This is a genomic window from Lutimonas sp. (genome assembly GCF_051011215.1).
Lineage (GTDB): Bacteria > Bacteroidota > Bacteroidia > Flavobacteriales > Flavobacteriaceae > Lutimonas.
Genome location: NZ_JBPCUJ010000152.1, coordinates 15485 through 29558 on the forward strand (window position 1 = coordinate 15485; position 14074 = coordinate 29558).

General features: G+C 38.9%; 11 protein-coding genes. 6 read left to right on the plus strand and 5 right to left on the minus strand.

Translation table 11 applies throughout. The features are described from left to right. Positions 1 to 33: 33 nt before the first annotated feature. From ruvA to ACR2MV_RS14620, 5 genes are all read right to left on the minus strand, one after another. The gene (gene ruvA, locus ACR2MV_RS14600; RefSeq protein WP_434022822.1) at positions 34 to 615 is read right to left on the minus strand and encodes a Holliday junction branch migration protein RuvA; all 582 of its coding nucleotides are present in this window, start codon (positions 613 to 615) and stop codon (positions 34 to 36) included. Positions 616 to 769: 154 nt separating this feature from the next. Then, entirely contained in the window at positions 770 to 3043 is a 2274-nt protein-coding gene (locus ACR2MV_RS14605; protein WP_434022823.1) for an NADP-dependent malic enzyme, read from the minus strand. A gap of 59 nt (positions 3044 to 3102) precedes the next feature. Beyond that, positions 3103 to 4029 carry a tRNA epoxyqueuosine(34) reductase QueG gene (gene queG / locus ACR2MV_RS14610; protein ID WP_434022824.1) on the minus strand — a complete coding sequence of 309 codons (927 nt, stop codon included), beginning with the start codon at positions 4027 to 4029 and terminating at the stop codon, positions 3103 to 3105. Between the two features lie 100 nt (positions 4030 to 4129). Further along, complete coding sequence (ruvB, locus tag ACR2MV_RS14615) at positions 4130 to 5152, minus strand: Holliday junction branch migration DNA helicase RuvB (RefSeq protein ID WP_434022826.1); 1023 nt, start codon at positions 5150 to 5152, stop codon at positions 4130 to 4132. A gap of 28 nt (positions 5153 to 5180) precedes the next feature. Continuing rightward, positions 5181 to 5585 (minus strand): hypothetical protein, encoded by a 405-nt coding sequence (locus ACR2MV_RS14620; protein WP_434022828.1) that lies wholly within the window; start codon positions 5583 to 5585, stop codon positions 5181 to 5183. Positions 5586 to 5816: 231 nt separating this feature from the next. Here ACR2MV_RS14620 and ACR2MV_RS14625 point away from each other — a divergent pair, with 231 nt between their 5' ends. The 6 genes from ACR2MV_RS14625 to ACR2MV_RS14650 all read left to right on the plus strand — a co-directional run. After that, complete coding sequence (locus tag ACR2MV_RS14625; protein ID WP_434022829.1) at positions 5817 to 7319, plus strand: c-type cytochrome; 1503 nt, start codon at positions 5817 to 5819, stop codon at positions 7317 to 7319. Between the two features lie 62 nt (positions 7320 to 7381). Further along, positions 7382 to 10420, plus strand: coding sequence for a TAT-variant-translocated molybdopterin oxidoreductase (locus ACR2MV_RS14630; protein ID WP_434022831.1), 3039 nt, complete (start codon positions 7382 to 7384; stop codon positions 10418 to 10420). A gap of 54 nt (positions 10421 to 10474) precedes the next feature. After that, on the plus strand, positions 10475 to 11863 hold the full coding sequence (gene nrfD / locus ACR2MV_RS14635; RefSeq protein ID WP_434022833.1) for an NrfD/PsrC family molybdoenzyme membrane anchor subunit: 1389 nt from the start codon (positions 10475 to 10477) through the stop codon (positions 11861 to 11863). Between the two features lie 35 nt (positions 11864 to 11898). Continuing rightward, positions 11899 to 12423: a DUF3341 domain-containing protein gene (locus ACR2MV_RS14640; RefSeq protein ID WP_434022834.1), complete on the plus strand. Its 525-nt coding sequence runs from the start codon at positions 11899 to 11901 to the stop codon at positions 12421 to 12423. Between the two features lie 10 nt (positions 12424 to 12433). Then, positions 12434 to 12997, plus strand: a complete 564-nt coding sequence (locus ACR2MV_RS14645) for a c-type cytochrome (protein ID WP_434022835.1) — start codon at positions 12434 to 12436, stop codon at positions 12995 to 12997. A gap of 31 nt (positions 12998 to 13028) precedes the next feature. Next, on the plus strand, positions 13029 to 14074 hold a 1046-nt coding region (locus ACR2MV_RS14650), incomplete at its 3' end, for a quinol:cytochrome C oxidoreductase (RefSeq protein ID WP_434022836.1).

Here is a 14074-nt window from a genome sequence, read left to right on the forward strand (position 1 = left end):
ATTATATTTAAATCGTTTTATTTTGATCAACAGTTACAAGTTTTTAAGCGCTTGTTTAATCAGTTCCTCCAGACTTATATCCGGAGAATTTTGTAAAATAACTTGTATAACTTTTTCAATTTTTTTTCTAGAAAATCCTAAGACTTCTAAAGCTGATAACGCTTCAATTTTAATTGTATTGTTTGAAACTGATAAATCTTCTGAAATTTCGTAAGATTTTAAAATCTTATCCTTCAGATCAACGATTACTCTTTGTGCTGTTTTTAATCCGATTCCCTTTACAGATTGAATTTTAGCGACGTCTTCGCTGCCGATGGCCTGTTGAATTTCCTGGGTATCCATAGAAGACAACATCGTGATGGCAATGCTCGGTCCAACGCCAGAAACAGAAATTAACAGTTTAAAGATTTCTCTTTCCGTTTTTGTGTAAAAACCAAATAGAATATGAGCATCTTCCCGTATGACGAGATGTGTATATAATTTCAGGTTTTCCTGATCTGGTATGTTGGAGAATGTTTGTAAAGAAATATGGATGTGATAGCCCAAACCATTGCATTCAACAACCACATGATCGGGATTTTTCTCGACCATTTTTCCTTGAATATGTGTAATCATAAATTTTGAATCGTGATGGATTCAAATGTAATAATTTTAAGCGCTTTAAATGAAAATGTCAGACTTAATTTAATAACATTATCAACCGACTTTTACAGTCCTTCCAAAACCCGGATATGACATGAATAAAAATAGGATTTGAAGGTTCAATGCCTTATTTTTTTCTTCTGCTTTGGGCATCGACTACGGCAATACAAACAATATTGACAATTTCATCTACACTGGCTCCTAACTGGATGAGGTGGACAGGTTTTTGAAGTCCCATAATGATGGGGCCAATCGAATCCGACGAATGAATCTCCTTTAATAATTTGTAACTAATATTCGCCGATTCAAGATTGGGGTAGATCAACCCGTTGACTTTCTTGCCTTGCAATTTGGAAAAAGGGAATTTTTCAACCCTCATCTTTTCATTCAATGCAAAATCCGCCTGTAATTCCCCATCAATATTAACATGAGGAAAGAACTTGTGCAGATAGTTTACCGCTTCAGACATTTTTACGGCGGAATCCGACTTAGAAGAACCAAAATTAGAAAATGACACCATGGCCAGGTTTGGTGTTAAGCCAAACATTTTCATGGTCTTATCCGTCATTCTGGCTATTTCAGTTAATTCTTTGGCATTCGGATTAATGTTCATCGCAGTATCCGATAAGAACAGAGGTCCTTTTTCTGTCAGCATGAGGTTGGTGGCGGCGATTTTTCGAATTCCTTTGATCTTCCCAATGAGTTCGATCATCGGTTTTGCCACGGTAGGATAACTTCTTGTATAACCCGTAACCAATGCATCCGCGTGGTTTTCGTTGACCATCATCGCTGCAAAATAGTTGCGTTCTCGCATCCATTTCTGAGCTTCCAGCAAGGTCATACCTTTTCGTTGCTCTTTTCTCCAATAAATTTCTGCAAAAGCGTTGCGACGCTTTTCTTCATCTTTTGATTTGGGATCAATAATGGTAATGTCACCTTCAAATTGAATTTCTTTCATCAGACTTTCAATAGCCGTTTTATCTCCCAGTAAAATAGGAATTGCAATTCCTTCATCATAAGCGATCTGTGCTGCCTTTAAAACACTTAACTGGTCAGCTTCGGCAAATATTACTTTTTTAGGATCAGATTTCGCTCTGCTGGTAATAAGTCGCATTAATTTACTTCCGGTGCCCAATCTTTCGATTAAGGATTCTTTGTAGGCATCCCAATCTTTTATGGGTTGTTGCGCCACTCCGGACTCCATGGCAGCTTTGGCAACAGCAGGAGGTATTTCACTGATAAGCCTGAGGTCAAATGGTTTTGGAATGATATAATCTTTACCAAAGGTGATGTTCTTTTTATTGTAGGTAATATTAACCTGTTCCGGCACACTTTCCTTGGCTAAATCTGCAAGTGCATGAACAGCGGCCATTTTCATTTCTTCATTGATCTTGGTGGATCTGACATCTAAAGCGCCCCTGAAAATAAATGGAAACCCTAGAACATTATTTACCTGATTAGGGTGGTCAGACCTTCCTGTTGCCATAATAATGTCTTTTCTGGTGTCAACTGCTAATGTATAACCAATTTCAGGGTTTGGATTGGCCAGTGCGAATACAATGGGGTTTTTAGCCATGGATAAGAGCATTTTTGGCGTGACAATATCCCCAACGGAGAGCCCGATTAAAACATCTGAATTTACCATGGCGTCCTCAAGAGTGTGAACATCCTGATCTGTGGAGAATTCCTTTTTTTGTTCGTTCAGATCGGTTCTGTCATTCCGCAAAACGCCTTTGCTGTCGCACATAATGATATTTTCTTTTAAAACACCAAGTTTCTTATACAATCGCGTACAGGAAATGGCTGCAGCACCTGCACCATTAATAACGATGCGAACTTCATCAGCTTTTTTGTTTGCAATTTCCAAGGCATTTTTTAAGGCCGCCGCAGAAATAATAGCTGTCCCATGCTGATCGTCATGCATGACCGGAATATTCAATTCTTCCTTTAACCTTTTTTCTATTTCAAATGCTTCAGGGGCCTTAATATCTTCTAGATTGATGCCTCCAAAAGTAGGAGCAATAGCCTTTACAGTTTCAACAAATTTATCTACATTTTTTGCATCAACCTCGATGTCAAACACATCAATATCTGCAAAAATTTTAAAGAGCAGCGCTTTTCCCTCCATGACAGGCTTGGAGGCCAAAGGACCAATATCACCTAATCCGAGTACAGCGGTTCCGTTTGAAACTACGGCTACTAAATTTCCTTTGGCAGTATATTTATAGACGTCCTGTTCATTCTTTTCTATTTCTAAACAAGGTTCGGCAACTCCTGGTGAATACGCCAGAGAGAGGTCTCTCTGTGTAGAATGCTTTTTTGTCGGAACCACCTGGATTTTACCTGGTGTTGGATTTTGGTGGTATGCTAACGCGTCATTTTTTTTAATTTTGGCTGCCATTCAGTATGTTTTTATCTTTTGTACAAAGGTAAATTATTTCAAAGTGCCTTTGCTGTTATTTATTTTTTTAGAAACTCAATATTTCTTTTAAAGCCCTCAAATTTGGTTCTTTTTACTGCAGATATTTTAAAAATTTCATTAAAAACCTCTTTCGTGATGTCCTGCCAGTCAGCTTTGGAATACTTCAATAAGCGTTCATCAGCATCAAAATCACTTTCCTTGTTGGGTGTTGAGAACCTGTTCCATGGGCAAACATCCTGGCAAATATCGCAACCAAACATCCAGTCGTCAAACTGTCCCTTAAATTGTCCGGGGATCGCATCTTTTAATTCTATGGTGAAATAAGAAATACACTTGCTTCCATCGATGGTGTTATTGGGTAGTATGGCATCGGTAGGGCATGCATCAATACATTTGGTACAGGAACCGCAATGATCTGTTTTAAAAGGCGTGTCATAACTCAGTTCAAGATCAAGAATGATTTCAGCTAAAAAGAAAAAAGAACCTTTTTTCTTCGAAATTAAAAGGGAGTGTTTGCCCAGCCATCCTAATCCGCTTTTTCTGGCCCAGGCTCTTTCCATTATCGGAGCAGAGTCAGTAAATACCCGTGCATGAAAACTCCCCATTTCCAGCTGCATGGCTTTCACAAGATCTTTTAATTTGTCCTTGATTACATGATGGTAATCTTGCCCATAGGCATATTTTGATATTTGATAACTTTCTTTGTCCTGATGCTGATGAGGGAAATAATTATACATTAGAGAAATAACACTTTTTGATCCGGGAACCAGCAGGCTTGGATCCAGTCTTTTATCAAAGTGGTTTTCCATATAGCGCATCTCTCCATGATAATTATTGCTCAGCCATTGTTCTAAATGACTTGCTTCTTCTTCCAGAAATGCAGCTTTCGATATGCCACAGGCAGTAAAGCCGAGGCGAGCAGCTTCATTTTTTATCCAATGACTATGTCTTTCTTTGTTAATCAAGTTAAATAATGGTTTGATCTGATATTCCCAAGGTGAAGGAATAGAATTTATTTAATTGAACCTTCAATAAGCCCAAGTCTTTACCTGGAATATAAAAGCCTTAAAAAAGCTCGCCTTGCGATGTTCCTTTTATTCTTCCCAGATGGGTATACGCGGAGGCCGTAGCTTCTCTTCCACGAGGAGTTCTCATTACAAATCCTTCCTGTATCAGGAAGGGCTCATAGACTTCTTCAATGGTCTCTGCATTTTCACCCACTGCAGTCGCAAGGGTGCTGATTCCAACAGGTCCTCCATTGAATTTGTCAATGATGGTGCTTAAAATTCGATTGTCCATTTCATCCAGGCCATGCTTGTCTACATTCAATGCGTTGAGTGCATATTTAGCAATTTTGATGTCAATCGTACCGTCTCCTTTGATCTGAGCAAAATCCCTGACACGTCTGAGTAAGGCATTTGCTATTCTCGGTGTTCCTCTGCTTCTTCCCGCAATTTCAATGGCAGCCTCCATGGAGTTGGGAACATTCAAAATCCCTGAACTACGTTGAATAATATGTGTCAATAATTCAGTAGTATAGTACTGTAATCTGCTGCTTATGCCGAACCTGGCGCGCATGGGCGCAGTGAGTAAGCCTGATCTTGTCGTTGCACCTATAAGTGTAAATGGTTCGAGATTAATCTGAACTGTCCGGGCATTTGGACCTGACTCAATCATGATGTCAATCTTGTAATCCTCCATGGCAGAGTAGAGGTATTCTTCAATAACAGGACTTAGTCTGTGAATTTCATCAATAAATAATACGTCTCTTTCGCCCAGGTTGGTGAGTAGACCTGCGAGATCGCCGGGTTTGTCCAGTACCGGTCCTGATGTTACTTTAATGTTGGTGTTTAATTCATTGGCTATAATATGTGCCAAAGTGGTTTTTCCAAGGCCGGGAGGGCCATGGAACAGCGTGTGGTCGAGAGCTTCTTCTCTTTGATTGGCTGCTTCTACAAATATTTTTAAATTCTCAAGTACTTGATCCTGCCCTGCAAAGTCATCAAATGACAGTGGTCTCAGTTTTTTTTCAAGATCAAATTCCTCTGGATTTAGATTCTTATTGGAGGCATCTAAATGTTCGTTCATACGGAGAATTATAAGTGTGAGAATTTATTTATTCTAAGTCAATCTCAGTGGCTAAAACTATGGCGGAAGGATACTCCTTCTTGATGCCAACCATGGCATGGTCCGCTTCGAGTCTGGTTCTGTAATTTCCGATTTGAAGCTTCCATTGAGGGGTGCTAAAAATGATGGAAGTGGCAATCTCCGGGAATAAAGATGTAAATTCTTCCTTGACCTCATAACACTCCTTTTCACTGCCGTAATAGATCTGGATTTTAAAGCCATTAATCTTGTCTAATGACTTGTTGTATTCCTTTTTTTGAGCAACCATCTGGTCTACATGGGCGCTACTTTCAATGCGCACAACGCCATCCTCAGTCTGTGCCAATAAATGGTTCTGAAAGAACAGGGCCATTATTAAGGTGGTAAAGAAATATAATTTAGATGAATGACGCATAAATTGGTTTTTTTTACAAATCTAAAAGAATATTTTAAGATAGGTTAATTTTTCGTTATTTAGAATGATTATAAATTAATATTAACAGATATTTAATACTTTGTCTATACGTAAGAAAATGTATTTTTGCACAATCTTTTTATATTATATGATGTTTGTCATATTTTTATATAAGTGTTGGAATATTTTGCACTTTAAAACGGTGCTTTTAATATAACGTAAACAATGCAAATGAAAATTGTAATGCCCAGCAGTTCATTTAAGAAATTCTTAATCAGCCTTTCTTTCCTTTTTTTAATCTCATTTAGTCTTACTGCACAAGAAGCCGATCCCGCCAATGGGAAAAAGCTGTTCAATGCCAATTGTGCGGCATGTCATAAATTAGACAAAAAGTTAATTGGCCCGCCATTGGGAGGGATCAACGACAGAAGAGAAAACGAATGGTTACAGGCTTGGATCAAGGATAACAATGCTTTAAGAGCAACAGGAGATCAGGATGCGATTGATATTTTTAATGAATATAATGGTATGCCGATGACACCTTATCCTCAGTTGTCAGAACAGGATATTAATGATATACTTGCCTATACAGATGGAGAACCGAAAGAAGCTGCAGCTGATGTTGCGGCGGTTCAGGAAGTGGATCCAAAAGTTGCGGTTGGTAAGAAGTTGTTTCAGACAAATTGTGCTTCATGTCACAAGCTAGATAAAAAGTTAATCGGACCTGCCTTAGGTGGTATTGCTGATAAGAGAAGTGCTGAATGGTTAAGAGCATGGATTAAAGATAATAATGCCTTAAGAGCCAGTGGCGATCAGGATGCAATTGATGTTTTCAATGAGTACAATGGAATGCCGATGACTGCTTTCCCTCAGTTGTCTGATGAAGATATTGATGCTATTATTGCTTATACAACGGTTGGTGATGTGCAAAAGGTTGCTGCAGTTGCTGGAGCAGATGCTGTTGCGACACCGAAAACTTCAAGTGCATGGATGAGTTATGTTGTGATCCTTGTGCTGTTAGTGCTTATTGCCTGGATTTTTGTTGCAAGTAATAATGGATTCTTAAAAATAGCTGCTACGATTTTCGTTTTGATTCTTACGGCCTATGTTCTTTTTGATACTTTAATGGACATTGGACTTGACCAGGATTATCAGCCAATACAGCCAATTGCTTTTTCTCATAAAATTCACGCTGGTGATAATAAAGTGGATTGTCAATATTGTCACTCTTCGGCAAAACACAGTAAAACCTCTGGAATTCCTTCAGTAAATGTATGTATGAATTGTCATAAAAGCATTTCTGAATATACAGGACCTGTTTCTTCAGAAAGAGACAAGGCTTTTTATGATGCTGAAATACAAAAAATATATGATGCTATCGGATGGGATCCTGAAAACCTGACCTATATAGAAGGCTATGAACAAAAACCGATTAAATGGGTTCAAATTCATAAGCTGCCAGACTTTGCCTACTTTAACCATGCACAGCATGTAACGGCCGGTGGAGTGGCATGTCAGAAATGTCATGGACCTGTTGAAGAAATGGAAGAGATGTATCAATACTCTCCGCTTACGATGGGCTGGTGTATGGATTGTCATAAGGAAACTGCGGTTGACTTAAAAGGAAACGGCTACTATGCTAAGATTCATGAAGAGTTGGCAAAGAAGTATGATGTGGAATCAGTAACGATTGCGCAGCTTGGTGGAAAAGAATGTGGTAAATGCCACTACTAGAAAAACGAATTATATGAGCTGAACCTAGTTCTGCTTAAAAAAAATAAATACAAAGATTAAATATGGCATCTAACAAGAAATACTGGAAAAGTGTTGAAGAACTAAACGAAAATAGTTCTATTGTTGAAAAGCTGCAAAAAAGTGAGTTTTTAGAAGATTTACCAACTGACAAGTTCTTAGGAGATAAAGAAACTCTTGAGGCCAGTGACACTTCTAGAAGGGACTTTTTAAAATATGTAGGTTTTTCCACAGCAGTTGCTTCATTGGCAGCCTGCGAGGGTCCTGTGGTAAATTCTATTCCTTATGTAGTGAAACCAGATGATTTGATCCCTGGTATTTCAGATTATTACGCCACTTCTATTGCAGATGGCTATGATTTTGCAAATATCCTGGTGAAAGTAAGAGAAGGAAGACCAATTAAAATTGAACCAAATCAGGATTCTAAAGTCGGAGCTACCAATGCAAGAGTGCAGGCTTCGGTATTGTCTTTATATGATAATAATAGATTAAGAGGTCCTCTTTCAAAAGGAGAAGAGACTGATTATGCCACCTTGGATAAAGAGGTGATGTCTCATTTGAACGACGCGAAAGCCAAAGGTTTAAAAGTGGTTCTTTTAACCGGTACCAAAGCCAGTCCTTCATTGAATAAGCTGGTTGGCGAGTTTGGAGCATCCGTTGGAAATTTTGAGCATGTTGTATACGATGCGATTTCTGAAGATGCTGCGTTGAACGCTTTTGAAAAGATGTACGGAGTAAGAGCCTTGGCTGATTACAATTTTGACCATGCTGATGTGATTGTTTCAGTTGGAGCTGATTTTCTGGGAGAATGGCAAGGAGGTAGTTTTAGCGCTTCCTATGCGAAAGGAAGAAAGCCAAAGAATGGTAAGATGTCAAGACATATTCAGTTTGAGTCAAACATGACCTTAACTGGAGGGAATGCAGATAAAAGAGTGATCGTAAAACCATCTGAACAACTTCAGGTGATGAGTAAATTATACGAAGCTATAGTGAATGGAAAGTCTGCAGGAACAGGAAGCCCTGTAGATGCAGCCGTTTCTGCCGCAGTTGCTCAAATAAAGAAAGCAGGTAGTAAAGCAGTTGTAGTCACTGGTATTCAGGATGAAAACGCTCAATTGCTTGCCTTGGCAATCAATGCCGCTATTCAGAGTAAGGTGATGGACATTGAGAACTACCGAAATGTTCGTCAAGGAAATTCAGCCAAAGTGCATCAGTTGATCAAGGATATGAATGCAGGATCTGTTGGTGCTGTGATTATTGCTGATTCAAACCCGGCCTATACCTTGGCCAATGCAAATGCATTTGCGGAAGCTTTAAGCAAGGTTGCTTTAACTATAAATTTCACAAGCTCGTTAGATCAAACAGCTGCCTTGAGCAGTTATGTAGTGGCCAAGCCACATTTCTTGGAATCATGGGGTGATGTTGAAATGAGTCGTGGAAGTTACAGTTTAATACAGCCTACCATTCAACCATTATTTAAGACGCGTCAATTAGAGGATAGTCTGTTGAAGTGGATGGGAAGTGAGGCCAACACGTATGACTATATAAAAAATAACTGGGAATCTTCTATTTTAGGAGGTATGTCCTGGAATAAAACAGTTCAATCCGGAACTTTTTCTACGAGCGCTGAAAGCGTTGTAACAGCAAACGAGGTTGATGTATCAGCGGCAAGTGCAGCTCTTTCAAAAGTAGCTGGAGCAGCATTAGAACTTTCGGTATATGCTAAAACTGGATTGGGTGACGGTCAGCAGGCAAACAATCCTTGGTTACAGGAATTACCTGATCCGATTACAAGAACTTCTTGGGATAACTACTTATTGGTTTCAAGAATTGATGCTGAAAGTTTAGGATTGACAAACAGAACAGTTGACAACGGTGCTTTGAATGGAGATTTAGTAAACATCACAGCAGATGGCGTAAGCTTGTCTGATGTACCGGTTTATATTCAACCAGGTCAGGCTGTTGGTTCTGTAGCCATCGCTGTAGGTTATGGTAGAACAGATCTTAAGAAAGATATGAATGTAGGTATTAATGCCTATCCATTATCTTCAGGCGTATTTCAAAGTGTAAGCATTGAGAAAGTAGCAGGAGAGCATAAATTTGCTTGTGTTCAGTTACATCACACCATCATGGGTAGAGAAGGTGAAATCACCAAAGAAACTACCTTGGCTGATTTTGTTTCCAAGCCAAAAGAGGAATGGAATCAAGCACCGGTATTCTCATTGAATCACCAGGAGGTGACTCAGGAAAAAGTAGACCTTTGGGAAAAATTTGATGATAGTTTAGGAACTAAATTCAATCTGTCAATTGACTTGGGTACCTGTACAGGTTGTGCAGCTTGTGTTGTTGCCTGTGGTGCTGAAAATAACGTACCAGTTGTTGGAAAGCATGAAATCAGAGTTAGTAGAGATATGCACTGGTTGAGAATTGACAGGTATTATTCAAGTGATATGACTGTTGAACAAGGGAAAGAAGACGGAAGTTTTGGGTCTGGAGATTTCTTCAAGGCACAGGGTGAACCTTCTGATGCACCGGATGTTTCTTTTCAACCTGTTATGTGTCAACACTGTAATCACGCACCTTGTGAAACAGTTTGTCCTGTAGCGGCAACTTCTCATGGACGTCAGGGTCAGAATCAAATGGCTTATAACCGTTGTATCGGAACACGTTATTGTGCGAATAACTGTCCTTACAGAGTAAGAAGATTTAACTGGTTTAAGTATGCCAACAACAATGAGTTTGACTTTAATATGAACAATGAATTGGGTAGAATGGTATTGAACCCGGATGTAGTTGTTAGGTCAAGAGGGGTGATGGAAAAATGTTCATTCTGTATTCAAAAAACTCAGTTAACGATCTTAAATGCGAAGAAAGAAGGCAGACCGGTAGCAGATGGAGAATTTGCTTCGGCATGTTCGAGTGCTTGTCCAACAGGTGCATTGGTATTTGGTGATGTAAACGATACAAAAAGTGAAGTAGCCCATTTGAGCGAAGATGACAGAAGTTTTAAACTACTGGATTTTGTAGGAACAAAACCAAATGTTTTCTATCAGTTAAAGGTTAAAAACACCACTGAAGCTTAGGCTGCATTGGCAATAGAATATAAAAAGAGAAATAAATTAATATTATAAGATACTATGTCTCATTACGAAGCACCTATTAGAGAACCATTAATCATAGGAGATAAGAGTTATCACGACATTTCTAATGACATCGCAGCACCTATTGAAGGCAAAGCCAACAAATGGTGGTGGGCTGTTTTCAGTTTGGCCCTGATTGCCTTTTTATGGGGTATTGGAGCCATTGCTTATACCATAGGAACTGGTATTGGTGTCTGGGGTCTGAATAACAAGATCAACTGGGCCTGGGATATTACCAACTTTGTTTGGTGGGTAGGTATTGGTCATGCCGGAACCTTGATTTCTGCAGTACTTTTATTGTTCCGCCAGAAATGGAGAATGGGAATTAACCGTTCCGCAGAAGCGATGACAATTTTTGCCGTATTCCAGGCAGGACTTTTTCCATTGATTCATATGGGACGTATCTGGAATGGTTATTGGACAATGCCAATTCCGAATCAATTTGGAAATTTATGGACCAACTTTAACTCACCATTATTATGGGATGTTTTTGCGATTTCAACGTATTTGACAGTATCAGTGGTTTTCTGGTATACAGGTTTATTACCTGATTTTGCGATGATTCGAGACAGAGCAACAAAACCATTTCAAAAGAAAATATACAGCTTGCTAAGTTTTGGCTGGACAGGTAGAGCGAAAGACTGGCAGCGTTTTGAAGAAGTATCTCTTGTATTAGCCGGTTTGGCAACACCATTGGTACTTTCAGTACACACCATTGTATCCTTTGACTTTGCTACTTCGGTAATTCCAGGATGGCACTCAACGGTGTATCCTCCTTACTTTGTTGCTGGTGCGGTATTCTCAGGATTTGCTATGGTACAAACCTTATTGATTGTCATGAGAAAGGTATCCAATTTGGAGGCCTATATCACAAGAGGTCATATCGAGAATATGAACAAGGTGATATTGGTGACCGGTGGTATTGTAATGGTTGCTTATTTATCCGAGTTCTTTGTAGGTTGGTACTCAGGAAGTTCTTACGAAGACTTCACATACCTTTCAATCGGAGCTGCAACAGGACCATATTGGTGGGCCTTTTGGGCACTGATTCTTTGTAATGGAGTATTCCCTCAATTACTTTGGTTTAAAAAACTAAGAACCAATTATACAGTTTCTTTTATAATGGCCCTTATCATCAATATTGGAATGTGGTTTGAAAGATTCGATATTATTGTGATCAATTTAAGTAGAGGTCACTTGCCTTCTACCTGGACACAATTTGAACCTACTTTTGTCGATATAGGAATTTTCATAGGAACTATAGGATTTTTCTTTGTATTGTTCCTGTTATATGCACGAACATTCCCTGCAGTTGCTCAGGCAGAGGTAAAATCGATCTTGAAATCTTCAGGAGACAATTATAAAAGAGCTAGAGACACTAAGTAAAAATCACAATTGATAAAATTGATAAACTAAACAAGATGAGTGATAAAGTTATACATGCCATTTACGACGACGACGATGTACTTTTAAAGGCCGTTAAGGAGGTTCGTGAAGCCGATCATCACATTGATGAGGTATACACACCGTTTCCAGTGCATGGACTGGAAAAGGCAATGGGTCTTGCAGATACAAGAATTGCAATTACAGCTTTTATGTACGGTGTTACAGGTTTGTGTTTTGCTGTTTGGATGATGAATTATATGATGATCGAAGACTGGCCACAGAATATTGGAGGTAAGCCTAGTTTCAGTTATGCTGAAAACATGCCTGCCTTTGTGCCGATCATGTTCGAATTAACCGTGTTCTTTGCCGCTCATTTGATGGTACTCACGTTTTATATGAGAAGTAAGATTGGTCCTTTTGTGGAAGCTTCAAACCCCGATCCTCGTACAACAGATAATATGTTTTTAATGGAAGTTCCTGTAACCGGGGATGAAAAAGAATTAGAAGCTTTTTTGACAAAGACCGGAGCGATTGAAACTAAAATTGTTGATAAGCATTAAAAGAATAGGAATGAAGAATATATTCAAGATAACGATTGTTGGTTTAGTAATGGTATTATTCGTTGCCTGTGGTGATGAAAGACCAACAGAGCGAAGCGTACAATTTATGGGGGATACAGATATGTATGAAGCTGTTCCTTATGAAACCTATACCGAAAACCCTGTTTTTAAAAATGGGGTGACCTCTCAATTGCCTGCCAAAGGTAGTATCGCAAGAGGAGCAACAGTGTATGACTATCCGGATTCTGAAGAAGGATATCAAATGGCAAAGGATTCTTTAAAGGCTCCTGCTGCTGCAACTGAAGTAAGTCTTGAAAAAGGAAAGGTTACTTATAAAATTTACTGTTCTTCTTGTCATGGTGATACAGGTGATGGAATGGGAACTTTAGTGAAGAATGAAAAATTCTTGGGAGTGCCTAACTATAAAGACAGAGATATTACAGAAGGAAGTATTTATCACGTGATTATGCATGGTAGAAACCTGATGGGTTCTCATGCTGGTCAGTTGACAGAAGAAGAAAGATGGAATGTGGTTCAATACGTAGAGTATCTTAGAGCAGATCTTTTAAAGTAAAAAATAAAGTAAAAAATAAATACAGAAGATAATGTATACATTTTCAGGTAAGATAAAAACGGTTTCACTTGTGCTAATGATAATTGGTGCGCTTGGTATTGGTTACGGGTTCTTTAGTGCTCCTAAAACCACTGAGGATATAGAGCAGGCGATGGCACATGACGATGGTCATCACGGAGAAGCAACGGCACATGCGGAAGAGGCTTCTCATGCAGACGCAGGGCACGATGAAGGTCATAGTGCTGATGAGGCACAGAGCCATTTAGAGCATCTATTACATCAGGGACAGAATCGACCATGGGCAGCATTCTTTATTTCTGCTTTTTTCTTTTTGATGGTTTCGGTTTGTGTATTGGTTTTTTACGCGATTCAATGGGCTGCTCAAGCGGGTTGGTCAATCGTATTGTTTAGAGTAATGGAGGGTATTACGGCCTATATTTTGCCGGGATCAATCTTATTATTTTTATTCTTGTTGCTTTCAGGACTTCATATGAATCATATTTATGTATGGATGGCGGAAGGTACTTTTGATCCAAACAGTGAACATTATGACGCTATCATTGCTGGAAAGAGCTGGTGGTTAAATACGCCGGGCTGGTTGATCCGTAGTTTTATCTATTTGTTTGTCTATAATATTTTCAGATTCATGCTTAGAAAGAATTCACTGGCATTGGACAAATCTGGAGATATTACTATTTATAAAAAGAACTTCAACTTGTCAGTGGCGTTTATAGTTCTTTTCGGTATTATTGAATTATTCATGTCTTTTGACTGGTTAATGTCTTTAGATCCACATTGGTATAGTCAATTATATTCGTTCTATGTATTTGCCAGTGTATTGGTTTCTGCCATTACAACCATTGCTTTGGTAACGATTTATCTGAGAAGTAAAGGTGTGTTACCTTTTGTAAATGACAGTCATATACATGATCTTGCGAAATACATGTTTGGATTCAGTATTTTCTGGACGTATTTCTGGTTCGATCAATTTATGTTACAATGGTATGCAAACCTACCAGAGGAAGCGGCATATTTCTTCCCGAGGTTAATAGGATCATATCAATTGCCATTTATTTC

Coding starts and splice junctions, on each gene's coding strand:
- ACR2MV_RS14645 (WP_434022835.1), top strand. CDS start 12,434: ATGAAGAATATATTCAAGATAACGATTGTTGGTTTAGTAATGGTATTA.
- ACR2MV_RS14625 (WP_434022829.1), top strand. CDS start 5,817: ATGAAAATTGTAATGCCCAGCAGTTCATTTAAGAAATTCTTAATCAGC.
- nrfD (WP_434022833.1), top strand. CDS start 10,475: ATGTCTCATTACGAAGCACCTATTAGAGAACCATTAATCATAGGAGAT.
- ACR2MV_RS14605 (WP_434022823.1), bottom strand. CDS start 3,043: ATGGCAGCCAAAATTAAAAAAAATGACGCGTTAGCATACCACCAAAAT.
- ACR2MV_RS14640 (WP_434022834.1), top strand. CDS start 11,899: ATGAGTGATAAAGTTATACATGCCATTTACGACGACGACGATGTACTT.
- ACR2MV_RS14620 (WP_434022828.1), bottom strand. CDS start 5,585: ATGCGTCATTCATCTAAATTATATTTCTTTACCACCTTAATAATGGCC.
- ruvB (WP_434022826.1), bottom strand. CDS start 5,152: ATGAACGAACATTTAGATGCCTCCAATAAGAATCTAAATCCAGAGGAA.
- ACR2MV_RS14630 (WP_434022831.1), top strand. CDS start 7,382: ATGGCATCTAACAAGAAATACTGGAAAAGTGTTGAAGAACTAAACGAA.
- ruvA (WP_434022822.1), bottom strand. CDS start 615: ATGATTACACATATTCAAGGAAAAATGGTCGAGAAAAATCCCGATCAT.